This window comes from Mucilaginibacter sp. Mucisp86 (genome assembly GCF_047324315.1).
Classification (GTDB): Bacteria; Bacteroidota; Bacteroidia; order Sphingobacteriales; family Sphingobacteriaceae; genus Mucilaginibacter.
Genome location: NZ_CP168503.1, coordinates 3,055,413 through 3,080,792, shown reverse-complemented (window position 1 = coordinate 3,080,792; position 25,380 = coordinate 3,055,413). Strand labels below are relative to the sequence as shown.

The window sequence follows — 25,380 nt, the reverse complement described above, 5'->3', positions numbered from 1 at the left end:
TAGCGCAATTTTCGTAGTTTTGCGCCTCTCTTATATCGTTAATAATGTTCTGGAAACATATAGCTTCTGCAATTCTTAAAAACAGGCTGATAATTTTTATTTGCGTTTTGGCGCTAAGCGCTTTTATGGGTTATGAAGCTTCGAAGGTAAAAATAACCTTCAATGGAGGCAAGGTACTTCCGGTTACCGATTCGGCATTTATCCGCTATGCAGAATTTAAGAAAACCTTTGGGCAGGATGCCTCATCGATGGTTATCGGTATTAAGTCGCCCAATATTTTTGATAAAGATGTTTTTAACGATTGGTACCAGATTGGCGAGCAACTAAAGAAAATAAAAGGAATTAAGGCCGTAATCTCGGCTGCCAATATCTATAATCTGCAAAAAGATACCCTTCAGCATAAATTTGTGCTCAAACCTTTGGTTAACGGCCCGCTGCAAACCAAAGCTGCTGTTGATAGTGTAAAGCAACAGCTTACATCCATGCCTTTTTATAAAGGACTAATTGTAAGTAACGATGGCCAAAGCACCCTGATGGCCATCACTTTTGATGATAAGATCATCAACACACCTTTCCGCGTACCTATTATTAAAAAGATAGATCAGCTTGGGCAGGCGTTTGAAAACAAGCATAATATCAAAGTACACTATTCTGGCTTACCGCTTATCCGTACCGTGGTTGGCGACCTGGTAGCCCACGAGTTTTCGTTATTTCTGAGCCTTTCGGTGGTTATTACTGCGCTTATCCTTTTGCTGTTTTTTCGCTCGGTATTTCCGGTTATTTTCCCGGTGCTGATCGTGATATTGGGTGTAATATTCAGTCTTGGCGTGTTGCAAATGATGCATTATGAGATGACACTTTTAACCGGCATCATCCCTCCGCTTATTGTGGTGATCGGGATCCCCAACTGTGTATTCATCCTCAATAAATATTTTCATGAGTATGGCATCAGCGGTAATAAAATGGCCGCTTTGGAGGTTGCCGTGGAGCGTGCCGGGATCACCACCTTTATAGCCAATGTTACCACGGCCATAGGCTTTGGCGTATTATGCTTTACCAACAGTGAGTTACTTACCCAGTTTGGCTTGATAGCTTCAATCGGGATCATGGGGACTTTCGCGCTGAGCCTTATATTAGTCCCCATCATTTTCAGTTTTCTGCCGGCACCAAAGGCAAGCCAAACCGGTATTAAAGACAGCAAGTTGATGGATGGTCTGCTGGCCACTTTAGATAAATTGGTGCATACCAAACGTAAAGCCATTTATTTAACTACCGCAATATTGGTTATTATCGCCATTGTTGGTATGGTGCGGATTAATATCAATGGATATGTGGTTGACGATCTGCCCCAAAGCAACAACACCCTGCATGATCTTAAATTTTTCGAATCGAATTTTAACGGGGTACTTCCTTTGGAAGTTAGTATCGATACCAAACGCAAAAACGGGGTAATGAATTTGGCCACTATCCGCAAGGTAGAGAAACTGGAAAAACTAATTTCTTCCTATCCGCAATTCAGCCGCTCGGTATCATTGATCCAGGTTTTGAAATTCAGCACACAGGCGTTTTATGGCGGCAGCCCGGAGTATTACCGCCTGCCCGACGGATTAGAGCAAAACTTTATCCTCAACTATGCAGGCAATTCGGGCAAAGGCACAAGCGGCTTACTGAAAACCTATCTCGACAGTACCCACCGCGTGACCCGTGTTACCTTCGAAATGGTTGATGCAGGTTCAAAAGAAATGAATACCGTACTGGCCGAATTACAGCCACGTATTGATTCTATTTTTAACCCGAAGAAATTTCATGTTGAACTTACCGGCTCGAGCATTATATTTATAAAGGGCACCAATTACCTGTTGAAAAACCTGTATGAAAGCCTGGCCTGGGCTATTGTGCTTATTGCAGGCGTAATGTGGATTCTTTTCAGGGGCATAAAAATGATTGCCATATCGTTGGTACCAAATATAATCCCTCTGGTTATAACCGCAGGCATTATGGGCTTTTTCGGCATTCCGCTTAAACCATCAACCATATTGATTTTCAGTATAGCGATGGGGATCTCGTCCGACCAAACTATTTACTTCATTACCCGTTACCGCCACGAGTTGCGCCACAGCAAAAATGGCATATCGCAAATAGTTTCAGACACCATTCGTGAAACCGGGGTGAGCATGATCTTCATTGCCACTGTTTTGTTTTTTGGTTTCGGCATTTTCGCTATATCAAAATTTGGCGGCACTGTTGCCCTGGGTGTACTGTTATCTATTACCTTATTGGTAGCGATGATAAGCAATCTGACACTACTACCTGCATTTTTACTATCGCTTGAAGGCGGCGTTGACCGCGACAAGATCAAAGGCCCGGATATTGACGAAGCTTAAAGCCGAAGCCTATGAATATTTAAAAAAGGAAAACAGATCAATAACGCCCTCTTTAACTTACTGTTATATAAAGCTTATTATTACTTACAAATAAAAAGGTTGTATATTTATAATATGCCCAAAGAAGAAGTTGCCGATTTGCTTTTCTTTTTGAGAATGTTTCCTTCCGAAGTGAGGGAGCGTGCCTTATGGCTGCGCGATTTTATATGGGATCTGTACCCTCAGGCCAACGAGCTCATTTATGACAATTACAATGCTTTGGCCGTGGGCTGGTCGCCTACCGAAAAAATGAGCCACATATTTTGCTCCTTTGCCCTGTACCGTGGGGGTAACTACAATACCCATTTTGGCTTTTACTGGGGCTCAGAACTTTCCGATCCGCAGAAACTCCTTATTGGCCAAGGTAAGCAGTACCGTTATTTGCTGGTGAACGATATTGAAACATTTCCGCAGCAGGAAGTAAAGAAACTGGTTGATGAGGCCTGGCAAAATTCGCTGGCAAAAGTTAAAGATGCTATGCAACTAAGCCATGGTAAAACCATTGTAAAAATGATATCTGACAATAAGCGCGAAAAAAAGCCCAAAGCGCCTAAGAAGTAACCCGATTAAAGTTTATAGATCTGCCAAAGCTTTTACTGGCTATAGCAATCCAGGCTCTTATGTCTAAAAGTCTTGATTCTCCCACGCCTGCGTTTATCCCCTAAATACCTGCACTCATGTACTTTATCTTTTAACTGTATAATAGTTTTTGTTGCTTTGGTAATAATTCGGACAGCAAGCAAATTGAAACAACAGGTAACTATATCACTTTATTGGAAATGCCAGCTCATTGGCTGGTCGGTTGCGGCGCTTTATTGGGGGTATACGGGCTTTAATCAGCCGGGCTTTAACTGGTTGTTGGGTATTCTTCAATTCACTACTGATGTTGCCGTTTATATCCTCATTACACACCTTTACCGTTGCTTCGCCCTAAAACAAGGCTGGCAAAGCCTCGGACTTAATAAACTATTGCCTCGATTGATACCTACTGTTCTTTTATTAGGGGTGGTTTACCTGTTTGTAACCATTTCAAAGGTTTACCTTTTCAGGGTGTGGTTTAAACCGGGGTTCTCGGAAGCGTTCAGTGATTTCTTTGATTTCTACCGCGATAGCATTTTTGTGGCCGGGGTACGATTGATGTCGATCTGGCTGCTGGCTTATCATCTATACCACTACGCAAAACGCGAAATTAATATAGCCAAAGAAAACGCACGACTGGCGATCGTCACCCGAGACGCTCAGCTTAATAACCTGTCCGCTCAACTTAATCCGCATTTTTTGTTCAACTCTTTAAATAATATCAAAGCTTTGGTTATTGATAATCCTAAATCGGCAAGGCGGGCAATCGACCTGCTGGCCGATCTGCTGCGGAGCTCTCTTTACAGTGGCGACAAACAAATGATCAGCATAAAAGAAGAGCTTGAACTGGTTAAGGATTACCTCGAACTGGAAAAACTCAGGCTTGAAGAGCGGTTGCAATATCATATCGGAGCGAGCGATGAATTGAATGCCATGCTTATCCCACGCCTAAGTATCCAAACGCTTGTTGAAAACGCCATAAAGCATGGCATCGGCCAGCAAAAACAAGGTGGACTTATTGAAGTGCAACTTATTAACGAACAAGACAATCTGATCATATCCGTAAGTAATCCCGGCAGGTTAAACCTTCTTGAAGAAAGCGGCGGGTTGGGTATTAAAAACCTAACCGAGCGTTTGCAATTACAGTACAAAGAATTCGCCCGCTTTGCTGTCAGCGAAACCAATGGCATAGTAACAGCAACCATTAAAATTCCCGTTTCATGAAAAAGATAAGGATTTTGATTATTGATGATGAACGCGCTGCCAGGAGTGAAATAAAGCGACTACTTGCAGGTTACCCTGATTTTGAAATTATGGGAGAAGCCGCCAACGCCGATGATGCCCTGAAAATAATAAATGATCAAATACCTGATCTCCTTTTTTTGGATATCCAGATGCCCGAAAAATCAGGCTTTGATTTACTGGAATCCTTAGATCAGGTCCCGCCGGTGGTATTTACCACGGCCTATGACCAGTATGCCGTTAAAGCTTTCGAGGTAAGTGCGCTTGATTATCTCGTAAAGCCAATTCGTGAAGAAAGATTTGAAAAAGCCGTAGCACATGCCAGGCAACGATTGAGTAAGGCAGATCCCGCGGGCCAGATCTTTGTGAAAGACCGCCAGCAATACCATTTTATTCAATGGAGCTCGGTGCACCTAATTGAATCGATGGATAACTATGCCCGGATCTTTTTTGGTGATAAAAATGTGTTCCTGAAAAGTTCACTTAACCAGTTGGAGGAAAAATTGAACGGCAGCATATTTTTCAGGATCAACCGGGCGCAGATCATCAACAGGCAGTACATACAAACTATAACAACTGTTGATGGCCGTTTAAAAATAGCAATCAGTACAGGTGCCCAACTGGAGGTTTCCGAAAGGCAATCGGTGAAATTCAGGCAATGGGCAGCAGATAAGTAAATAGAGCATGGATAAATATTAAATAAAAGAAGCTCGGGAAAGTGCGATTCCCCTCTTGAGAGGGGTGGAGGGGTGTGTTTCTACTTTGGTAAGTCAAACGCATAAACACACCCCTCCCGTCGCTCTTACCCCAGCGCCCCCTCTCAAGAGGGGAACCTTAAAATATTGAAAGAAATCTTTCATATCTAAAAGTCATAAACACATATTAACCACCTAAAATAATGAGAAAATTATTCTCCCTGCTCTTGCTATGCCTTATTTTCGGGAGCATAGCATCGGCACAAAACAAAAAAGCTACAGCATCTTACCTTAGGGATAGTGTTCTGCTAAAAACCCGCGATGGTGCATTCATAACCGTGATGACAACGCGTAAAAAAGAGGTAACGGAAAAACTACCTGCTATTTTCCAGTTCACTATTTACGCCCGCCCTACAGATTCACTAAAAACCAAGGAAGCTGCCGACCGGGGCTATGTTGGTGTAATGGCCTATACCCGCGGCAAATGGAACAGCCCAGGTGAGCCGCTGGCTTATGAAACCGATGGCCGCGATGCATATGCGGTGATCGACTGGATTAGCAAACAACCCTGGAGCGATGGCCGGGTGGGCATGTATGGTGGAAGTTACAACGGCTTTACACAATGGGCGGCTACAAAAAAGCTTCATCCCGCACTTAAAACCATTGTGCCTTCAGCTGCCGTAGCGCCGGGCCTTGATGTACCCATGACCAATAACGTGCAAATGAGCTTCGTATTTTCGTGGACATACTACACCAGCAACAATAAATTCCTGGACGAAAAAGATTACAACAGTCCGCAATGGAACCAGTTGTATTGGAAATGGTACAACGCGGGATTAGCATATCACACGCTCGACAGCCTTACTGGAAGAGGAGTTAATCATATGTTCGGGCATTGGGTGGCGCACCCTACCTATGATCAATACTGGCGGCATATGATCCCATACAAAAAGGACTTTGCAAATATCAATATACCCATTTTAACAACCACCGGCTATTACGATGGCGGGCAAATTGGCGGCATGTATTATTACCGCCAGCATCTGAAATACAATCCTAAAGCCAATCATTACGTAATCATCGGGCCATATGGGCATTTCGGTTCACAGGGGCACCCTGATTCCATTTTTAACGGCTACCGCATTGATGATGCAGCCAGGATCAACATTCACGAAATTATTTACCAATGGTTTGATTATATTTTTAAACACAAGCCTAAGCCTGCCTTCCTGAAGGATAAATTCAACTTTGAAGTTATGGGTAGCAACGAATGGAAGCATGTACCCTCGCTCAACCAAATGAGCAATGATACCCTAAAGTTTTATCTTGATAATTCGCGTTTAAATCCTGCTAAACCATTAAAAAAAGCTTTCGCATCGCAAAGGGTCAATTTCGCCAACCGGGATAGCATCAGCAGTTATTACTTTTTAAACCAGCTTATTTATGATACATTGAACACCGGCAGCAGCCTTGTTTTTAAAAGTGATCCGCTCGCCCAGCCGCTTACTGTCAGCGGTGCGTTTTCGGGCGTATTAAAAACCATCATCAATAAAAAAGACATGGATTACCATGTGGTGATGTTTGAGGAAATGCCCGACGGCAAATATTTTTACCTCACCTACTTTATGGGCAGGGCGAGTTATACAACAAACCCGGAGAAACGCAGGTTGTTAAAGCCGGGGCAAATGGAAACTATCCCGTTTACCAACTCATACATCACCAGCAGGCAATTCAGCAAAGGCAGTCGCATCGTGATCCTGCTCAATATCAACAAAAGCCCTTTTGAACAGATCAACTACGGGACAGGAAAAAACGTGAGCGATGAAACTATCCGCGATGCTCAGGAACCGCTGCAAATAAAATGGTTTAATGATAGTTATATAAATGTGCCGGCGCTGAGATAGGTAAGACGCAAGATGTCAGAGCCAGGAAGCAAGAAATTAAAAATCGTGGAAGACTTACGAAGTTTTGAAAACTTCGTAAGTCTGGGTTCTATTGGAGATGCAGACCTTACAACTTCTTGATCTCAATATTCCTGTACCAAACATCAGCACCATGGTCTTGCAACACGATGTGCCCTGATTTAAACGTGCCGAAATCGGGCCATTCTTTAAATTTACTGCCCGCTACCAGTTTTTTCCAGTTATCGTCCCAGAGGGTAGTTGACAATACATGCTCGCCGTTGATAGTAAAATCAAGTTTGCTGTTATTGCAAACAATCTCTACCTGGTTCCATTCTCCGGCAGGTTTAACTACTTCTTTTGATATGGAGATCAGGTCATACAGATCACCTGCACGGTGTTTGATGAGTTTGCCGTCTTCGTTTTCTTTGTTATCGACAACCTGGCATTCGGGACCGGTAAAATAGCTGTATTTGTATTTGGAGGTATCTTCCTTAACAAGGAACAGAATGCCGCTGTTCCCAGCCTTGGAGATCTTCCATTCCAGCTTCAGATCAAAGTTTTCATACTCCTCGTTGCTTACCATATCACCGCCATTTTTAGTTTGCCAGTCGCCTTTTTGCGAGGCGTCGAGGTGCAGCACCCCATCTTCTGCTTTCCAGGCTAAACCCGGTGCCGGTTTACCGTATGCATGCCAGCCATCAGTAGTTTTACCATCAAACAATGGCTCAAACGCCGAAGTTGGGCCTGCCGTTTTTTTGTTGGTATCGGCAACTACGGTACTGTCGTTATTATAGTTTTTGGGGGTGGATGAATGGCAGCCGCTTATGGCGACGGCTGTTATTGCTATTAAAAATAACTTGTTCATTGGTGCTATGTTTAATTAGTAAGTTTTAAATATTTCCCTTTTTAAATTCACCCACCGCATAAGTAGCAGCACGGGCAGTTAAAGCCATATACAAAATTGAGGGGCTTTGGTTTCCGGTAGTTGTCATACAAGCACCATCTGTAACAAACACATTTTTACATAAATGCAGCTGGTTCCACTGGTTCAGCAGCGATGTTTTGGGATCTTTGCCCATTCTTACCCCTCCCATTTCATGTATATCCAGTCCCGGTGCCTGTTTGTTCTCGTGCTTTTGAATATTGGAGCATCCGGCTTTTTCAAACATATCGGCAGTCTGGGTTAAAAAATCTTTGATCATGCGTTCATCGTTATCATCATACTCAACAGATGTGATCAGCAGCGGAATACCCCATTGATCTTTTTTATCCGGACTTAAACGCACATGATTGCTGGCCTTGGGTATTGTTTCGCCCTGCAGGTACATATACGCGCTCCAGCCGCCCGGCTCCGTAAGCGAATCTTTGTAAGCGCCGCCTAATTCGCCTTCGGCTGTTTCTTTTGGCCCCCGGTTACGGTAAGCGCCCATAAAAGTGGTGAAGCCGCCTTTATAATCAGTTTCCTGTTGGTGCAGGTTGCGATAATTGGCCAGGATCAACTCGGTCGGGTTTCGGCCAAAATAATAGCGGTCTAAAAAGCCATCCATATCGGCCGTTACCGATGCCCTGTAGTTTTGAAAAGCGATGTATTTGCCCAGCAAACCATTATCATTGCCGAGCCCGTTCGGGAACCGGTTTGATTTAGAATTAAGCAAGATCAGATTGGTATTCAATGCCGAAGCATTCATGAAAATGATGCGGGCTTTGTATACAAACTCCTCTTTAGTATTGGTATCAATAACTTTTACCCCGGTAGCTTTACCAAGTTTTTCGTCATAAATAACAGAATGAACTACCGAAAAAGGCCGTATAGTTAGATTCCCCGTTTTCTTGGCCCAGGGCAACGTTGAGCTAACCGAACTGAAATAGCCACCAAAGGGACAACCGCGCATACACAGGTTGCGCGCCATGCATTTAACCCTGCCCTGATCTATATGGATCTGCTTAGGCTCGGTGATATGCGCCCAGCGGGCATGTACCAGGTGCCTGTCGGGATAGTTTTCTTTTATCTTTTTGCTGATATGTTCCTGCACCGCGTTCATATCAAAGGGCGGTAAAAACTCACCATCAGGCATTGCTTCAATACCGTCCTTGTTACCGCAAACGCCTATAAACTTTTCTACATGCGAATACCATGGCGCCACGTCATCATAACCAATAGGCCACTCAATGCCATAACCAAAACGTGCCGGGTTTTCAAACTCATATTTGCTCCAGCGTTGACAAGCCCTGCCCCATGTAAGCGACTTACCGCCAACCTGGTAACCGCGGATCCAGTCGAAAGGTTTTTCCTGTATGTAGGGATGATCTTTATCTTTTACAAAGAAATGGGCATCATCCTCGCCATAACCCGCAGCACGACTAATCAATGGGTTTTCTTTCAAAAAAGCCTTCGTCATCTCCCCCCGGTGTTTAAACTCCCAGGGATCCATGGTTGCTGTGGGGTAATCCTTGATATGCTGCACGTCCCGGCCGCGTTCAAGTACAAGCGTTTTTAAACCTTGTTCGCAAAGCTCCTTCGCTGCCCAGCCCCCGCTAATACCCGAGCCTATAACTATGGCATCATAGGTAAACTGATTTTCAGTACTTTTTGGCTCGTCAGGCATGGCTACAATTGGTTATGGTTAATAAACTATTTAATTGTCAATAGGTTTTGTATAAAGCTGAAAGCGCAAAGCCAAAAGCATAAAGCATTCAGTCCTGAAAAGCTGAAAGCGCAAAGCAGAAGGCTCAAAGCTTTAAATTTTAGCTTTCGGCTTTTGCCTTAAGCTTTAAGATCATCATAACAGTTCTTATACTGCTAAGCTCAGTTGCGCTGCCGCGGCGTCGTCCATAAACACCTGCGCATTCTGCAGCGTTTTAAATATAGAAGCAGGCACATCATTAGTAACACATCCCTGCAATGCTTCGGCAATAATGGGTGCCTTTTTACTTCCGCTGGCTATAAGTACCGGTACCGCGGCTTCGGCCAGATGACGCAAGCCAAGGGTAATGCCTTCGGTTAAAACAGTATCGGTAGTAAAATACTTTTGAGCAACTTCTATAGTAATTGGAGCTAAAGGCGAATGATGCGCGTAAGAATGAAAATCGGCGCCAGGCTCATTAAGGCCGATGTGACCGTTAAGCCCAACGCCAACCACCATCATATCTAACCCGCCAAGCTTATCAATATGTTTATTCATAGCCTGGCATTCGGCATCCAGATCATCGGCCACGGCATTAAAAAACTTCATCTTAGCGGGCGAAATATTAAGCGGTTTAAAAAAATGCTTTTCAAGGAAGTAAGTACAACTGCCGTCATTAGTGCGGTCGAGGCCAACCCATTCATCAAGTCCCACAAAGTTGGTTTGGCTAAAATCAACCAGGCGGCGGTTGGCGTATTGAACAAGGTAGCTGAACATGCCGGTTGGCGAATCGCCGGAAGGGAAACAGATCAGCGCATCGGGCTTTTGATTAACCAGGGTAACTACCAAATCGGCTGCAGATTTCGACATGGTATTATAATCGGGATATATATGTAGTTTCATTTTCTATTTGTTATTGAGCCAAAGATTTACCGGTTTATCAATCTTTGCCGAAAACGGCAGCTCAATTTTTTTACCCGCTCCTGCAGATGCGTAGACCGCGTAGATAAGTTCAAGCACAGCCCTGCCATCTTCGCCGGTTACCAACGGAGTTTTGTTATTTTGTACACAATCAATAAAATGTTTTAACTCGTGCGGATAGCCCTGGTTAAAGGCTTCCTCAAATATGGTGAAGCTCCAGCCTTGCGTAGTATCTGATTTTTCCATGGCATAGCCGTATCCATCCCTGCTGTAGGTTACTGCCGCATTGCCCATAAACAGATCGGCATAAATAACACCGCCAAGGCCATGGATCTCGCAGCGATCATCCATACCGCCATGTTTTGCCCAGCTGTTTTCGGCCACAGCGGTTACACCGTTTTCAAACTCCACAATAATTACCGAATTATCTTCGCCTTTGGTGCGGCCTTTATGCAGTACCGTGCTCATGCTGGCGTAAACACTTTTAGGTTGGGCATTATCAAGCATCCACCTAAACCAGCCTAACGCATGACAGCCCATATCCATGATCACACCGCCACCCGAAAAATTGATATCATAAAACCAGTCCGAATGAGGTCCCGAATGTTTTTCACCCTGTTTCAGCATATAGATCTCGCCAACAGCGCCTTCCTTTACCAGGTGCCGTGCCCGTTCATATTTTGGCGCGAAGCAAAGCTCTTCGGCATACATCAGCTTTACATTATTGGCCTTGCATACGGCAATCATTTCATCGGCCTCTTCAAGCGTAATAGCAAGCGGTTTTTCGATGATTACATGTTTCCCTGCTTTAGCCGCCTTGATGGTAGCTTCGGCGTGCAGGTAATTGGGCAGGCAGATATCTACTACTTCGCAACCTGATTCGGCAAGCAGTTTGTCAATATCATCAAACCATTGGGCTATGTGATATTTTTCGGCAAAGGCTTTGGCTTTTTCAGGGTTACGGGCGTAACAGGCCACAACATCGGCTTCGGGGATAAAGCGATGGTATGATTCCATGTGGATATCGGTAATAAAACCGGCACCCAGTATGGCTACTTTAGTTTTGTTCATAAAATGTATATATAATAAAGCGCCGATAATTGGAGCAGCGCACAGGATTTACCTGGTTCAGAATACCGTTCAAGATTAGCGAATAATATTTAAAAATTGAAAACTTTTGAAAGATGTTGTAAAGGCAAGTAACAGCGGTTGAGATCCTCTAATAACATTGGCCCGCTCAATCGCCGCGGGCTGGCTTTGTTCTTTTTCTTGATAAAAAGAACCAAAAATCAAGTCAGCAGATAGGCTTCTTTGCGCGCAAGGCCTTTGCCCTGCAAACCGGGCAGAACCACAGGCTGCAATTATTTTGCCCTGTCTTCACAGGCCCCCGCTTCTGCAAAAACTTGCTATGCCCCTACAGCCACACATGCCCACCACGTTCTGACCGCTTTCGCCCGAAGCTTACCTGCTGACATAAGCGGTTTCAAATATGCTACAGGTGTTCAACGAGAGCTTTATAAAATACCTCCTTCAAGTTCAAAGCAACAGTTTTATCTCCTACTGTTCCAACACATGTTTTTTTATAAACTCGATGGTTGATTCGGGCAGGGCATTGCCGCTGACCTGGGTAAGACTGCCATCGGGCTGCAATTCCAGCTCGGCGTTGATGTTGTTATCGATAAAAACATGCAGCTTGTTTTGTTCTTTTTCAACACGGCAGGTAAGCTCACGCTCTGAGTAATTGATCAGGAATTCGTATTTCCCGTCTTTTGCGGCCGGAGTGGTGTCTTTTTGATCGATCATGGCGTTAGTGTTTATTGAGATAACACGCCACGATAAATGATGTTTCCTTTATAAACAAATAAAACAGTTGTTTAAACATGCTTTAAAACGAGGCAGAAAAAAAGAGATAGCCCGCCGGCTGTCTCTTTTTTAAATTTAAGTTGACTGACCTCATTATTTATCATAAAGAACTAATTGGTTAGATCGATAATAACAATTAGTCAAATATAAGCACTATAGAATTAGTAGACTAATTTTTTTGATAAAAAATGTTACTTTTTTTTCATTTTGGATCAGTTTTTCTTAACAGATGGCGTTTTGTTAACAATACTGTCCTTTTTTTGCTCATTTCCGGTCCGTTTTGGTGCGAAATTTCTGATTATCGTATCCTTTTTTAATTTTATCGCATTATTCTTTCCAGTATCAACTTTTAGAGTACTATCCTGCATGTTTTTTATTCCGGGGCCCTTAAGGCTATCCGTTTTGAGGCTCGCCCCCGGCTTGGCAGTTCCGGGTTTAGCAGGAGCATTTTTTGTCGGAGATTTAGTCGCAGGTAATTTTTTACTACGCTTTTTAATGATGTCTTCTTTTGATGCAGGGCGCTCTTTAGGTTTCCATAAAAAGCCTTTTAATATCTTATCATCTTCTTTAACCTTTTCAATAGGGATATACCGGTTTTCGGGCTTGGTTAAAAAGTAGATATCCGTAGCCTGGTTCTTTTTAAAAACTGTACGGATCCTGCTACTCAATGATCGCTGCATGCCCGAAACTTTACCGCTGTCGCGCTGAAAATAAATTGTTTCGGCATTACCAAATGTATACATCTGGTCAAGCTTATCATCTTTAAAATATCCCCGCATTTTTTTACCCGACACCTGGTTAAAATGCGTTGAATCATCTTTTTCAATATTCACGATAAATGCAGAGGGGAACAGCTCAATATTATCCAGCTTTTTATGTCGCATTTGCATGTATACGGTATCGCCGCTCAACTGCGAACCCTGTGTCCAGATAATAGGGTTCACATACATGCGCATGGTTGAATCGCTGTTACTATAAAATACCGAATCGGATTTAGCCTGCAGATCAGATTTAAAAATCTTAACATGGTGATGGCCGATAAGCATCCGCACGCGTGCCGTATCCTTCAAATTAACCGGGTATTGTTTAAAAACCGGGTCGCGCTGCATCTGTTCACGGGCTATGCTATCCTGCTTTGCTTTTTTAATAGCCGCAAGTGCATCCTTTTTGCGCTGCAATGAATCATTTACAGGCTTAGGCTTTCCAAAAAAGTCGCGGTGAAAGTAACTGGTGTCTTTAGGTACCTTTATATAATAAGCAGTAAGGAACTTCGACGACTTTTTATCAGCCGCCAGTTTGCGTTGCTTTAGTGTAGTATCGCGTAAGGTCCGCTGGCGTTCCTGGTAAATCTTTTGGTCTTTATAAGTCATGATCTGCGTTTCAATGGTATCGGCAGTCATGTATATCGAATCGCGTTTGATGTGGCTCGTATCTTTTGGCGCCACTACCGCTTTAACAGGTACAAGCTTGCCTTTTACTTTGGCAATGCCCGGCTTAATAGCATCAGCCACTCCGGCCAGGTTCCCTATGTTTTTAATGCCAGCCTTGTCTTTATTATTTTTTAATGCCGGAGCTGCAGCCTTCAGCGCCGAATCAATCAGCTTTTCATTCCCTTTTTCAGCCTGCGTTGCTGCTTTTATCAATGCGTCAGCATTGGCATCTTTACTATTTTGTAAAGCGCCCTGCACCAGCTTAGTTGCCATATCAACATTGGCACTATCTTTTTTACCTATAGCAAAAGGCTGCTTAATGGGCATGGTATTGGCCGGGGCCTTGTGGCTGCTGTCGGGCTTTATGGCACCGGCTATTTTGGTAAGATCGGTTATATTTTTAGCGGACGCTTTGGCATTCTTATTTGCAACAGGTAATTGCTTAACCGAGGTATCCGTTTTACTGGTATCTTTTTGCTCGGAGATCAATACCACGTAAGCATTTTCGGTAACAACGGTTTTTTCCTCGGCCCTGAAATAAGTACCCAGGTCGCCTTTTATAGTTACCTTTTGTTCCCTGTCTTCAAAGGTGATATTCTTTACCGCACGGCCATAGCCTTTCAGCTTATCATAAAAAAGGCTATCGCCTTTTAATGATTTAGTGCCTTGCCTGTATGAGTTTTTCTTACCAAAATACGCCTGTTCGGTAACAGTGTTATATAAACCGTTCTCGGTATACAGAGTATCCTTGTCTTTAGTACCGTAAATATTGGTTGGACCGAAAAAATAGGCAATACGTGTGCCCGTGTTATACTTAAGGGTATCGTTTTTTATCAATGCATCGGGCGTAGTAAGTACCACATCGTACCTGAAATATGAATCGCGACTGAAAGCAAAGTAATAACCGTTTTTACTGGTAAGCACGTTGTCCTTATTCACCAGCTTTCCGCCACCTGTATAGGTACCTATGCGGCTGGCCGTATTATACGTAAGGTAGTTGGTGGTTAACGTAGCATCGCGGTCAACCATTTTAACATTATCGGTAAGGATGGCCGTTTTGGTATTCCCGTTATAATTGAGCTTATCCGAAAATATATTCAGCGTATCGCCCTGGTTTATGTTTACGTTGCCAAAAGCATCAAAAGCGTTTTCGTTGGGGTAAAAGTAAGCACTATCCGACCGGAGGAGGGAATAATCCTGCTTAAACACACCTTTATATACCTTGATCAGCTGCCTGCCGTTAACCTTTGTGCCGGTGCTTCGTTCAGATTGTATCAGGTTTACAATTGATTTTTTTTGAGCCATAGCTGCAGTTGCCATCGCCAAAAACAAAAAGCATAAAACGTATTTCCTCACAATGGCAAAATTAGTTTTTTGTTGGGGTTATTAAATTAATAATTTTGATGAATGCTGCCAGTTAATCAGTTTGTTAATTTTATTGAGCAAAACAGCTTATTTACGCCTGTTACCAAAATACTGGCAGCTGTAAGCGGCGGCATCGATTCGGTTTTGATGGTACACCTGCTTAATGCTGCAGGCTATGATTTTGGCATTGCCCATTGTAACTTTCAGCTGCGCGGTGATGAAGCCCTGCGCGACCAGGCCTTTTGCCATGATCTGGCAACAACCCTCAATGTACCTTTTCATACTGTTAACTTTAATACAGAGCAATACGCTGCAGACAACAAGATATCCATACAAATGGCAGCCCGCGATTTGCGTTATCAGTGGTTTGACACTATCAGTCAGCAATCAGGTTATGAGGTTGTTGCGCTTGCTCACCACCAAAACGATACTATCGAAACAATATTGTTAAACCTTACACGCGGTACCGGAATTGCCGGCTTGCACGGCATTTTGCCCAAAAATGGCAAGTTGGTGCGCCCGCTATTGTTTTTGACACGGGATGAGATACAGACCGTTGTTACTGCCGAAGGTTTAAATTTTGTAGAGGACAGCTCCAATGCTTCGGCCAAATATGCCCGCAATAAGATCAGGCTGGAAGTTGTGCCTAAGCTGAAGGAACTCAACCCATCACTCGAAAAAACTTTTGAAAATAACCTGCTCCATTTTCGTGATCTTGAACAATTACTGGAGATCAGGCTTGATGAATTGAGGCAAACACTGCCGCAAATACATGATGATATTGCCTATTTTCCAATTAACAACGTAAAGAAGCTTAACCCCAAAAGGCTGCTTCTTTTTAAATTGCTGGATGAGTATGGTTTTAATGAAGCCACCATTGACGATCTCATTGCTTCGCTTGATAAACACTCCGGCAGGGTATTTGAATCAGGAACACATACCTTATTGCTTGACAGGGATAACATCATCCTTAAACCCAAAACTATAGGGCCGCCTGCCGAAGTTATTATCAACGCTACAGACCATGAAGCAAATTTTGGCGTTTATAAGCTTAACCTGCTACACGATGATAGCCCGCTGATTATAAAAGATAATCCGCTGGCAGTATCCATTGATGCCGATAAACTGGTTTATCCGCTAAAAATGCGTACATGGTATGAGGGCGACCATTTTTTTCCTTTGGGGATGAAGGGCAAAAAGAAGTTGAGCGATTTTTTCATTAACCAGAAAGTGCCGCTGCACCAAAAGGAAGAAATCCCAATCCTTGTAAATGGCAACGGTGAAATTATGTGGATTGGCGGCTATCGCCCCGACGAAAGGTATAAAGTGAGTGATAACACTAAAAAAGTTACTATCTTCGAACTGTTTAAACTAACATGAGCGATAAATCCGTTTTTACCGAAAAACAATACCTTGGCCGGGAATTTATACCGCTAACCATACGCCTGGTTTTAGCCATGTTTTGTTTTGCAGCCTACTTTTTTACCGACGAACGCGAACGCAACGGCGATTTGCTGGTTGTAGTGGGCTTTTCCATCATCATTATTTCAATTATTCTGGGCTTCCTGCTGCATTTCCGTACCCGTGTAGAAAACAAAAGTGTTATGCTCGACGGGTTGTGGACAACCAAACTGGTAAAAATAGATTTGAACAGCATTATTAAAGCCGAAAAGGGTACTTACAGCCGCTACATGTTCAATAACCCGGTTTATAACCTGCACACCAAAGGCACCATCCGCTTTTTCACATCGGGCAATGAAGCCATTCACCTTACCGATCGCGATGGCCTGCTTTATATCATCGGCTCCAAGCACCCTAATGAATTTTTAAGAGCGATAAGGGAAGAGATGAAAAAGTAATTCGCGTTGGTCGTGAGGACGCGACCGCGGGGGGCAGCTTATATTATGCGCCTGTCATTTCGACGAACAAGCGCAGGAAAAGAGTAGTAGCGTGAGGAGAAATCTTATACGCCCTGCCCGCGAACTCCAACGACGAACTTACATGGCGTATAAGATTTCTCTTTCGCCCCAATGCTTTTCCTCTACACGCTCCATCGAAATGACAAAAAGTTTGAGATATGATTTATTCACTCTCCATCACCTTCATCAACTCCTCAATAAATAAAATAGCTGCACGTTTTCGGTAAACACCTTTTTGCCATAGGATATATGATTGCCGTTTGATATCTTTTGATTCGATAGGAATGCCAGTAACTTTATTCCAACCTATGATGGCTTTTTCATTCAAAACAGTTGCCCAATGACCATTCTCAACCAGGGCCAGCAATGAATGCACATCATTGAGCTCAATTTTAATATTGGGGATTATTTTTTTACGGTTAAACAGCTCATTAATAAAATCGCGCGAACTGAACCCTTTTCCCGGCAGGATGAGATCAAGTTTGGCAAGCTCTTCCGGGCTTACCTTTTTGAGTTGGGCCAATGGATTGTTTTTAGAAACCACCATGACCACGCTCGAGCTAAATAATTCCTGCATTTCCAGGTCTTCGTCATCGCTTTCATTATGGAAAGCAAGGATCATATCCAGCTCAGCCAGCCGTAGTTTTTTTTCCAGTTCCTCGGGGCTGCCATAAGTGATAAAGATCTTGATACCGGGATATTTGGTACTGAACGGCGCCAGTGCCGGTAACAACAAAGAAGTAAAAGCGTATGAAACGCCAAGGTTCAGTTCTCCGATTGTAGCGTTCTGCAACTCGCTGATGGCTTGCCTGCTCCGCTGTACATCGTTAAGGATTTTGCGGGCATGGGTTAAAAATATATGCCCGGCCTCGGTGATACGTACATGCTTGCCTATCCTGTCGAACAGCAGCATACCCAGCTCCTCTTCAAGTTGTTTGATTTGCTGTGATAACGTGCTTTGTGTTATAAACACAGCTGCTGCTGCCTCAGTAAAGTTCATGGTTTCGGCAGCTTTAACAAAATACTGCAGTTGACGCAATTCCACAATCAATCGTTTTTATCTATCAATCCTATTAAAACAATCTATTTTACAAATATATTGATATGGGCGATATTTGCAGCATAAAACAATTCAATAGTCTTGCATTAAGTACTCCCCTGAATTTGCTTTTGTTATGAATTGAACAAATGAATGTGTTTCGCTCTTTAAAGTACCGTAATTTTAAGCTGTTTTTTTACGGTCAGTCAATCTCCCTCATTGGCACATGGATGCAAAAAACAGCAGTAAGCTGGTTGGTTTACCGTCTTACAGGTTCGGCGCTTTTACTGGGAATAGTAAGTTTTGTGAGCCTGATCCCATCATTGATATTAGCTCCTTATGCCGGCAGTATTGTTGACAGGCATAACCGTTACCGCATTTTGGTTATTACACAAGTGGTATCCATGCTGCAGGCCGGGGTATTTGCTTTCATGATCTTTTTCAAAATTTATAATATACCAGCTATTGTTGGTTTAAGCCTGCTGCAGGGTATTGTAAACGCCTTTGATGTTACCTGCCGCCAATCGTTAATGGTGGATATGGTTGACGACAAGGCCGATTTGCCTAATGCCATTGCCCTAAACTCAACCATGACCAATCTGGCTCGTATTGCGGGCCCGGCCATTGCCGGTATCGTATTGAGCGCTTTCGGTGAGGATGTTTGTTTCTTCGGCAATTTTCTGAGCTATATCCCGGTACTCACCTGTTTATTTATGATGAAGCTGAATACCATTGTACCGGTACGTTCAGAAAAAAGCATCTGGACAGAATTACAGGAAGGCTTCAGATATGTATCAGGTGACAGCGACCTGAGCAGCATGATCCTGATGCTCACTGCAAGCAGTCTGTTCGTTATTCCTTTTAATACGTTAATGCCCATCTTCGCTAAAGACCTTTTTAATGGCGATGCTAAAACTTTCAGCTGGTTTGAGAGCGCAGCTGGTTTAGGTTCGGTGATCAGTGCGGTGTACCTGGCAAACTTAAAGAGTAATAAGAACCTGGTAAAGATCATGTCGATAGCAAGCCTCATCTTCGGTACAAGTGTGCTGATGGTGGCTTATGCAGGAAAACTACCGTTTGCCTTGGTATTCATGGTATTTACCGGGGTTGGTATGATGGCGCAAACATCAGCCATTAACACTTATATCCAAACCCACGCCATACCGGCCATGAGGGCCAGGGCTATCAGCTATTACGTTATGGCTTACCAGGGCATGATCCCGGTTGGCAGCTTGATGGCTGGCTGGTTAGCCAACGAGCTCGGTCCACGCAGGGCTGTTTGTATTGAGGGAATCATTGGCGTATTAGCTACCGCATTGTTTGTATTGTATAAAAGAAGGCAGGCAGTTGGTGAAAGCGTTGATGGCAAGGCAGTGCTGGCAAAGTAAAGTTATATCATCTACCTATATTTAAATGTGAAAGCCCTTTCCGTTTGGAAAGGGCTTTGTTATGCTACGACGTCATTGCGAGGAACGAAGCAATCCCCGATTAGCAGAGCCACTCTGTATAGCTTGGGATTGCTTCGTTCCTCGCAATGACGCTTTTATTAGATGCTTTTTAAAGATTTACATCTTCAAACCAATCTCTCTCAAGCGTTCATCCAAATACTCACCGGCAGTGATATCAGTGTATAGTTTAGGATGTTGTTCGTCAATACACGAATCAAGACTGGTCAAATCCATGCCCGATTTGGGATGAAGGAAAAACGGCACAGAAAAACGGGAAAACTTCATCAACTCGCGAGGCGGGTTCACAACGCGATGCGTGGTTGATTTTAGTTTATTATTCGTTAAACGCTGCAGCATGTCGCCAACATTAACTACCAGGTCTTCGCCATAAGCTTTAACCGGAAACCAGGTATTATCGCGGGTTAACAGTTCGAGGCCATCGGCACTGGCACCTATTAATAAAGTAATCAGGTTGATATCTTCGTGGGCACCGGCACGTACAGCGTCATCAGGTACCGAATCAGGGTCAGTTATAGGGAAATAATGCAGGGTGCGGAGTATCGAATTACCGTTGTGCACCTTATCATCAAAATAGTTTTCGGGTAGCTCGAGATAAACGGCAATTGCACGAAGCAAGTGTTTGCCGGCAGCTTCCAGCTTTTTATAAACCTCAATAGTGGTTGGGTTAAATTCGGGTAGCTCATTAACAATTACGTTATCCGGATACTGTGCTTTCAGCACGTCATCATCTGTCACGGTTTGACCTATTTGCCAAAATTCTTTCAAATCAGGAGTTTTAAAACCTTTCGCAGTTTCTTTGCCTTTGCCCGTGTACCCACGCTGGCCTGCTAAACCGGGGATTTCATATTGCTGTTTTACCGCATCCGGCTCGGCAAACAGCGCTTTCACCTGCTCGTAAAGTTTATCAATCAGTTCTTTACTTAAACCATGATTGGTGATAGTCACAAAGCCGGTTTCATTAAAAGCTTTACCAATATCGTTCGAAAATTGTTTGCGCTCTTCGGCCGTGCCGCTTATATAGGTATTCAGATCCAGACGTGGAATGGTTATTGTGCTCATAATTGTAGTTTATAAAACAGGTAGCAAAATTATTTAATTTTTAAGCGAGGAACACAAGATAGCAATAAAATTTTATCCCCATAATTACACCGGTTTAGTTTGTATTAAGCCTTAAAACAATTTTTGCTTTAAACGTTTTATACTTCTGCCTGTCATATATTTAGCAACAGCAACCCGACAGGTTGTTTTTAAACATCAATTATTATGAAATTCATCAATAAAATATGCGGTATCAGCTTAATAGCATTTTTAATAATGCTTGCCGCACCAAACATGAGTAAAGCCCAGGAAGGAGGCTACGTATCCGACCAGGAGTTTTATGACGAGCTTGACCCGTACGGCACCTGGGTTAGCGACCCACAATATGGAAACGTTTGGGTACCCGATGCCGGCGACGATTTTAGACCCTATGCCACCCGCGGTCACTGGGTAGTAACCGATTATGGTAATACCTGGGTATCTGATTATGAATGGGGCTGGGCACCTTTCCACTATGGCAGGTGGCGTTATGATGATTATTACGGCTGGGAATGGATCCCCGGTCATGAATGGGCACCAGCATGGGTAAGCTGGAGGCACGGCGGTGGTTATTATGGCTGGGCACCTTTACAGCCAGGCATCAGCATCAATATCTCTTTGGGTAATAGTTACAATGTACCCGATAATTACTGGGTTTGCGCACCACAGGCATATATCACCAGGCCCAATATCTATAATTATTATGTGCCGCAAACACGAGTAGTTAACATTATTCATCAAACAACAATTATTAACAATACTTATGTTAATAATAACCGTACCTATATAGCCGGCCCAAGAATTAACGAAATAAGGCAGGTTACCAACAACCGTAACGTGCGTGTTTATAATATTACTAATGTTAACCGGCCTAACGGCGGCGGCAGGATAGTTAACAACGCTGTAAACATTTATCGCCCCGAAGTAAGGAAAGCGCCTGACGCCAGGCCGGCGAGGGTAGTAAACGCAGCGGCTTACAGGCAGCAAAACCCTAATGATGGCATTGCCAACAGGCGTGGTGGTAACGCAGCTATCAATCCCAATAATGCGGCCCGTTTGCGTGAAATTGCCCGCAACGAAAGGCCTGATAATAAAGTAGTACAGGTTAACCATCCGAATCCGGCAGGCCGCCCTAACTCAGAAAACGGAGCACGCCCAAACCAGCCAAATGCAAGGCCGGGGGACAATCAGGCGCAGCGCGAGCAGCAGGCACAGCAACGTTTGCAACAGCAACAGGCTCAAAGGCAGCAACAGTTAGATCGAAAACAGAACGATCAAACTCAGCGCCAGCAACAACAGCAGGCACAGCGTCAACAGCAACTGCAACAACACCAGCAGGAACAAAAAGCCAGAGGAGAGCAACAACAGCGCCCACAAAGCCAAGCTGACCAGCAGGCACAAAGGCAGCAACAGGCACAACAACGCCAGCAACAACAGCAAACTCAAAGAGAGCAGCAGTTGCAACAACGCCAGCAACAACAGCAAACTCAAAGAGAGCAGCAGTCGCAGCAACGCCAGCAACAACAGCAGGCTCAAAGAGAACAGCAATTGCAGCAACGCCAGCAACAACAACAGGCTCAAAGGCAACAACAGGAACAGCAGCGCCAGCAACAAATGCAGGCCCAACGTCAGCAGCAGGAACAGCAGCGCCAGCAACAAATGCAGGCCCAACGTCAGCAGCAGGAACAGCAGCGCCAGCAACAAATGCAAGCCCAACGCCAGCAGCAGGAACAGCAGCGCCAGCAACAAATGCAAGCCCAACGCCAGCAGCAGGAACAGCAGCGCCAGCAACAACAAGCTCAAAGACAACAACAGCAGGAACAACAGCAGCGCCAGCAACACGAAAGGCGACCTGCAAACCGGTAAAATAAATTTATAACCGCTACAATAAACAGCACGTATAAAGCATTATATACGTGCTGTTTTATTATAACCGCTACTATTAGTAATGAAGAAACTCCTGCATATCAATTATTTTATTATTGCGCTCATTCTCTTCCTTAGTTCCTCAGTTAAGGCCCAGGAAAACGCGGGTAAATCATCAACCCAGATCAATTTTATTGAAAACTCCTGGACCGAGGCCTTAAAACAGGCTGCCCGCCAAAACAAATATATTTTTGTGGATGCCTACGCCAGCTGGTGCGGCCCCTGCAAAATGCTTAAGGCTACTACATTTAAAAACAATAAGGTAGCCGACTTTTATAACGATAACTTTGTGAATGTAGCCATTGATATGGAAAAAGGACAAGGACCCGCCCTTGCCGCCCAGTGGGGACTGCAGGCCTACCCCACCATGATCATATTTACCAGTAAAGGCAAACCTGTTTCAGGTACTGTGGGCTACATCAGGGCAAACGACTTAATTAAATTTGGCCAGCAGGCATTAAATAAATAATTCAATTTTCGCTATAAAATAAAGACCGGCGCTATAAGCAACCGGTCTTTTTTTAACTCAATTAACAACTTTATTCAGGTGTAGATAAACGTACCTACTAATAAAGCTAACACCTGGTCCATAGACAAAGGTTCATCAAAAGCAGCGGTAGCAATAGCAACCGAAGTGGTAGAACCGGAAATGCTTGGCAATGTGGTAACATTAACACCCCCCTGCGTAACATTTTGTTCTCCATCATAATTACCGTTTACAAGCGACACACCGGTATCATTACCTAAAGTAGCTGTACTGGTGATCCATGGAGAAACTCCCAATAACTGGCGAATAGCTGAAGCATGGCGGGCTTCAACCGCGTGGATAGATAAAGCAGCAGTCAAAATATCTTTATTGCCCAGCAAGTTAGGCGCCTGGCCTTTGTAGGCGCGTACACCCGTATCTTCAAAAGCCAATGCCACTTTCAAAAACAAGTTATAATTGCTGAACAAGCCTTTAAACGGCCCGTTACCGGTACCGCCGCCGGCAGTAAAATCAAACTTAGGCGAAGTAACCGGAGTTCCGCCCGATGCGGTAATAGCTGTTTTCAGGAACGCTACATGCTGGTTTTCGTCGTCTTTTACTGTGTTGATATAAGAAGCACCTGCCGCAGGGATCAAACCTGCAGAGGCAGCCCCTGTATTATAAAATGATGATTCGAGATACTCAAGCGTTAAGGCGTAATTCAAAACCTCAACCACCGTTGGGGCTGCAGCTGCGCCATATGCCCTTTTGAGCATAGTGCCCATAGCAAACGGCACCGCAGCCAGAGCTACTTTTGAACCGAAGCTGGTTATGTTTTTGATGGCTGCGCGACGCGGGTTAAGCCTGTCGTTCAGTTCCGGATCAAATTTTTCTATTTCGTCTATTATATTAAATAAATTCATGGCGATGGGGAATTAAGCTGTGTAACTGTAATTGGAGGCACTCACTTTAGTTTTCAGGTAGGTATTTGCAATGGGTAATACCTCGGCAATAGTGGCTGTTTTATTTAAACCGTTGCCGTCAACCTGGTCATCGGCAGCAAATGAGCCAGCAACCAGCATATTACTGATTAACGCTGCATGCCTTGCTTCAACTGACACAATTTTACCGGCAATAGTTAAATAGCCTGCGTCCTTGATCAGATAACCCGCTCCGTCATAGGCTTTAACGCCGGTATCTTCAAATGCTTTAGCTGCACCAAGTACGGCAGACTTTTTAGTGAAGTCGATAGTACTGAAATCAACAGTAAGCGCCGGGATTGCGTTACCGCCTAAAGCAGCTTTGAAAAACTCGCGGTGAAGAACCTCGTGATCGCGGATACTAGTGAAAAGCGCTTTTTCATCAGATGTCATGCCCGAATATGGGGTAGTAATTACCTGGATATAAAAAGCTGCTTCCAGTTGCTCAAGTGCGTAAGCGTAGTTCAGGATAGCAAGATCGCCTTTGGCACCGATGTCAATGCCCCCGCCAACTACTACCTTATGATCTTTGTGGCATGCTGCTGTAGCTAAAAGGCCGGCTGATGCCACGCCTAACCCCGCATAGCGTAAAAATGACCTCCTGGCCATGTTTGCCCCGCCTATGCTTTCTTGTTCAGATGTTTTCATAAAGTTCGATTTTTTTGATGTTATAATTAGTCGTTCTGTAGATGGATATACGCCTGTAACAACATGGCGGATTGCAATTAGTTGACATTAATACACTCTTAATTAGAGTAATTAACTTTCAGTAAAACCCAGGGCTCTATACGCAATAAAAAATTCCCAAAAAGGAAGGGCAATAAAAAAAGGCCGAAAAACTCTCGCAGTTTTTCGGCCCTACATCTACCTATGAAAACAACCCTATGAGAAGGGTATTAATACTTATCCAAACCAGGTGCCAAATCACAAAAGTGCTCCACGTCGCTATAAATAAGCTTTTTGAGGTAATTGTACGCAATTACTGTGGAAAGCAATCCCAAAACCGGGGATTATAAGCAACTAATGAATAAAATATTCTTAATTAAAAAGCAATGGAATAAAATGAATTTGAATTTCCATTAAATAAAAAAGGCCGGACAACTCTCGCAGTTATTCCGGCCCTACATCTACCTATGAAAAACAACCCTTTGAGAAGGGTAATAAGTTATATTCAAACGGGGTGCCAATCTCAAAAAATAGCTTTAATTGCCTAATTGGCAGCTTTTTAAAGCCTAAGTGGGGCTCAATGTGTAGAAATGACACCCGGAACCGGGAATTAATTTCCCAATGGTTAATTTGGCAGTATTTATTTTAATTCTCAGATAACATCATAAAGCAAATAAAAAAGGCCGGACAACCCTCGCAGTTGATCCGGCCCTACATCTACCTATGAAAAACAGTCCTTTTTAGTAAGGACATTAACTTTAATTCAAACAGAATGCCAAATGAAAAAAAAGC

The 25,380-nt window shown here is 43.7% G+C and carries 20 protein-coding genes; 10 read left to right on the top strand and 10 right to left on the bottom strand.

Going from position 1 to position 25,380, the window contains the following annotated elements:
* Nucleotides 1-44 precede the first annotated feature (44 nt).
* From ACEN9X_RS13160 to ACEN9X_RS13140, 5 genes are all read left to right on the top strand, one after another.
* On the top strand, nucleotides 45-2,384 hold the full coding sequence (locus ACEN9X_RS13160) for an efflux RND transporter permease subunit (protein ID WP_413670798.1): 2,340 nt from the start codon (nucleotides 45-47) through the stop codon (nucleotides 2,382-2,384).
* A 114-nt stretch (nucleotides 2,385-2,498) separates the two neighbouring features.
* Nucleotides 2,499-2,984, top strand: coding sequence for a hypothetical protein (locus tag ACEN9X_RS13155; RefSeq protein WP_413670797.1), 486 nt, complete (start codon nucleotides 2,499-2,501; stop codon nucleotides 2,982-2,984).
* Nucleotides 2,985-3,167: 183 nt separating this feature from the next.
* Entirely contained in the window at nucleotides 3,168-4,226 is a 1,059-nt protein-coding gene (locus ACEN9X_RS13150; RefSeq protein ID WP_413670796.1) for a sensor histidine kinase, read from the top strand.
* Nucleotides 4,223-4,921: a LytR/AlgR family response regulator transcription factor gene (locus ACEN9X_RS13145; protein WP_413670795.1), complete on the top strand. Its 699-nt coding sequence runs from the start codon at nucleotides 4,223-4,225 to the stop codon at nucleotides 4,919-4,921. Before ACEN9X_RS13150 ends, ACEN9X_RS13145 begins: the two co-directional genes overlap by 4 nt.
* A 221-nt stretch (nucleotides 4,922-5,142) precedes the next feature.
* A complete protein-coding gene (locus ACEN9X_RS13140; RefSeq protein ID WP_413670794.1) occupies nucleotides 5,143-6,843 on the top strand; it encodes a CocE/NonD family hydrolase in 1,701 nt (566 codons plus the stop codon).
* A 106-nt stretch (nucleotides 6,844-6,949) separates the two neighbouring features.
* On the opposite strand, the gene ACEN9X_RS13135 is transcribed toward ACEN9X_RS13140, so the two are convergent.
* The 6 genes from ACEN9X_RS13135 to ACEN9X_RS13110 form a co-directional block, all read right to left on the bottom strand.
* A complete protein-coding gene (locus ACEN9X_RS13135; RefSeq protein WP_413670793.1) occupies nucleotides 6,950-7,708 on the bottom strand; it encodes a DUF1080 domain-containing protein in 759 nt (252 codons plus the stop codon).
* A 25-nt stretch (nucleotides 7,709-7,733) separates the two neighbouring features.
* Entirely contained in the window at nucleotides 7,734-9,449 is a 1,716-nt protein-coding gene (locus tag ACEN9X_RS13130) for a GMC oxidoreductase (protein WP_413670792.1), read from the bottom strand.
* A 186-nt stretch (nucleotides 9,450-9,635) separates the two neighbouring features.
* Nucleotides 9,636-10,370, bottom strand: a complete 735-nt coding sequence (locus ACEN9X_RS13125) for a 6-phosphogluconolactonase (protein WP_413670791.1) — start codon at nucleotides 10,368-10,370, stop codon at nucleotides 9,636-9,638.
* Nucleotides 10,371-10,373: 3 nt separating this feature from the next.
* Nucleotides 10,374-11,459 (bottom strand): Gfo/Idh/MocA family protein, encoded by a 1,086-nt coding sequence (locus tag ACEN9X_RS13120; protein ID WP_413670790.1) that lies wholly within the window; start codon nucleotides 11,457-11,459, stop codon nucleotides 10,374-10,376.
* Between the two features lie 486 nt (nucleotides 11,460-11,945).
* Entirely contained in the window at nucleotides 11,946-12,191 is a 246-nt protein-coding gene (locus ACEN9X_RS13115) for a hypothetical protein (RefSeq protein ID WP_413670789.1), read from the bottom strand.
* Nucleotides 12,192-12,463: 272 nt separating this feature from the next.
* The gene (locus tag ACEN9X_RS13110; RefSeq protein WP_413670788.1) at nucleotides 12,464-15,037 is read right to left on the bottom strand and encodes an OstA-like protein; all 2,574 of its coding nucleotides are present in this window, start codon (nucleotides 15,035-15,037) and stop codon (nucleotides 12,464-12,466) included.
* A 51-nt stretch (nucleotides 15,038-15,088) separates the two neighbouring features.
* Here ACEN9X_RS13110 and tilS point away from each other — a divergent pair, with 51 nt between their 5' ends.
* Both tilS and ACEN9X_RS13100 read left to right on the top strand, forming a co-directional pair.
* On the top strand, nucleotides 15,089-16,426 hold the full coding sequence (tilS, locus tag ACEN9X_RS13105; RefSeq protein WP_413670787.1) for a tRNA lysidine(34) synthetase TilS: 1,338 nt from the start codon (nucleotides 15,089-15,091) through the stop codon (nucleotides 16,424-16,426).
* A complete protein-coding gene (locus ACEN9X_RS13100) occupies nucleotides 16,423-16,905 on the top strand; it encodes a hypothetical protein (protein ID WP_413670786.1) in 483 nt (160 codons plus the stop codon). The genes tilS and ACEN9X_RS13100 overlap by 4 nt, the downstream gene beginning before the upstream one ends.
* 223 nt (nucleotides 16,906-17,128) lie before the next feature.
* Here the strand turns inward: ACEN9X_RS13100 and ACEN9X_RS13095 are convergent, their stop codons facing one another.
* Entirely contained in the window at nucleotides 17,129-18,010 is an 882-nt protein-coding gene (locus ACEN9X_RS13095; protein ID WP_413670785.1) for a LysR substrate-binding domain-containing protein, read from the bottom strand.
* Between the two features lie 143 nt (nucleotides 18,011-18,153).
* On the opposite strand from ACEN9X_RS13095, the gene ACEN9X_RS13090 reads away from it, so the two are divergent.
* The gene (locus ACEN9X_RS13090) at nucleotides 18,154-19,392 is read left to right on the top strand and encodes an MFS transporter (protein ID WP_413670784.1); all 1,239 of its coding nucleotides are present in this window, start codon (nucleotides 18,154-18,156) and stop codon (nucleotides 19,390-19,392) included.
* 177 nt (nucleotides 19,393-19,569) lie between these two features.
* Here ACEN9X_RS13090 and ACEN9X_RS13085 read toward each other — a convergent pair whose 3' ends face one another.
* A complete protein-coding gene (locus tag ACEN9X_RS13085; protein WP_413670783.1) occupies nucleotides 19,570-20,532 on the bottom strand; it encodes an isopenicillin N synthase family dioxygenase in 963 nt (320 codons plus the stop codon).
* A 204-nt stretch (nucleotides 20,533-20,736) separates the two neighbouring features.
* Here ACEN9X_RS13085 and ACEN9X_RS13080 point away from each other — a divergent pair, with 204 nt between their 5' ends.
* Both ACEN9X_RS13080 and ACEN9X_RS13075 read left to right on the top strand, forming a co-directional pair.
* Nucleotides 20,737-22,416, top strand: coding sequence for a DUF6600 domain-containing protein (locus ACEN9X_RS13080; RefSeq protein ID WP_413670782.1), 1,680 nt, complete (start codon nucleotides 20,737-20,739; stop codon nucleotides 22,414-22,416).
* An 82-nt stretch (nucleotides 22,417-22,498) separates the two neighbouring features.
* Nucleotides 22,499-22,945 (top strand): thioredoxin family protein, encoded by a 447-nt coding sequence (locus tag ACEN9X_RS13075; RefSeq protein WP_413670781.1) that lies wholly within the window; start codon nucleotides 22,499-22,501, stop codon nucleotides 22,943-22,945.
* A gap of 74 nt (nucleotides 22,946-23,019) precedes the next feature.
* On the opposite strand, the gene ACEN9X_RS13070 is transcribed toward ACEN9X_RS13075, so the two are convergent.
* Nucleotides 23,020-23,865, bottom strand: coding sequence for a ferritin-like domain-containing protein (locus ACEN9X_RS13070; protein ID WP_413670780.1), 846 nt, complete (start codon nucleotides 23,863-23,865; stop codon nucleotides 23,020-23,022).
* A gap of 12 nt (nucleotides 23,866-23,877) precedes the next feature.
* Entirely contained in the window at nucleotides 23,878-24,570 is a 693-nt protein-coding gene (locus tag ACEN9X_RS13065; RefSeq protein WP_413670779.1) for a ferritin-like domain-containing protein, read from the bottom strand.
* Nucleotides 24,571-25,380 lie beyond the last annotated feature (810 nt).

What these genes read in the sequence shown, in the direction of transcription:
- ACEN9X_RS13065 (WP_413670779.1), bottom strand. Translation starts at nt 24,570, where the DNA reads ATGAAAACATCTGAACAAGAAAGCATAGGCGGGGCAAACATGGCCAGG.
- ACEN9X_RS13090 (WP_413670784.1), top strand. Translation starts at nt 18,154, where the DNA reads ATGAATGTGTTTCGCTCTTTAAAGTACCGTAATTTTAAGCTGTTTTTT.
- ACEN9X_RS13100 (WP_413670786.1), top strand. Translation starts at nt 16,423, where the DNA reads ATGAGCGATAAATCCGTTTTTACCGAAAAACAATACCTTGGCCGGGAA.
- ACEN9X_RS13120 (WP_413670790.1), bottom strand. Translation starts at nt 11,459, where the DNA reads ATGAACAAAACTAAAGTAGCCATACTGGGTGCCGGTTTTATTACCGAT.
- ACEN9X_RS13145 (WP_413670795.1), top strand. Translation starts at nt 4,223, where the DNA reads ATGAAAAAGATAAGGATTTTGATTATTGATGATGAACGCGCTGCCAGG.
- ACEN9X_RS13085 (WP_413670783.1), bottom strand. Translation starts at nt 20,532, where the DNA reads ATGAGCACAATAACCATTCCACGTCTGGATCTGAATACCTATATAAGC.
- ACEN9X_RS13160 (WP_413670798.1), top strand. Translation starts at nt 45, where the DNA reads ATGTTCTGGAAACATATAGCTTCTGCAATTCTTAAAAACAGGCTGATA.
- ACEN9X_RS13125 (WP_413670791.1), bottom strand. Translation starts at nt 10,370, where the DNA reads ATGAAACTACATATATATCCCGATTATAATACCATGTCGAAATCTGCA.
- ACEN9X_RS13075 (WP_413670781.1), top strand. Translation starts at nt 22,499, where the DNA reads ATGAAGAAACTCCTGCATATCAATTATTTTATTATTGCGCTCATTCTC.
- ACEN9X_RS13070 (WP_413670780.1), bottom strand. Translation starts at nt 23,865, where the DNA reads ATGAATTTATTTAATATAATAGACGAAATAGAAAAATTTGATCCGGAA.
- tilS (WP_413670787.1), top strand. Translation starts at nt 15,089, where the DNA reads ATGCTGCCAGTTAATCAGTTTGTTAATTTTATTGAGCAAAACAGCTTA.
- ACEN9X_RS13155 (WP_413670797.1), top strand. Translation starts at nt 2,499, where the DNA reads ATGCCCAAAGAAGAAGTTGCCGATTTGCTTTTCTTTTTGAGAATGTTT.
- ACEN9X_RS13115 (WP_413670789.1), bottom strand. Translation starts at nt 12,191, where the DNA reads ATGATCGATCAAAAAGACACCACTCCGGCCGCAAAAGACGGGAAATAC.
- ACEN9X_RS13135 (WP_413670793.1), bottom strand. Translation starts at nt 7,708, where the DNA reads ATGAACAAGTTATTTTTAATAGCAATAACAGCCGTCGCCATAAGCGGC.
- ACEN9X_RS13140 (WP_413670794.1), top strand. Translation starts at nt 5,143, where the DNA reads ATGAGAAAATTATTCTCCCTGCTCTTGCTATGCCTTATTTTCGGGAGC.
- ACEN9X_RS13130 (WP_413670792.1), bottom strand. Translation starts at nt 9,449, where the DNA reads ATGCCTGACGAGCCAAAAAGTACTGAAAATCAGTTTACCTATGATGCC.
- ACEN9X_RS13080 (WP_413670782.1), top strand. Translation starts at nt 20,737, where the DNA reads ATGAAATTCATCAATAAAATATGCGGTATCAGCTTAATAGCATTTTTA.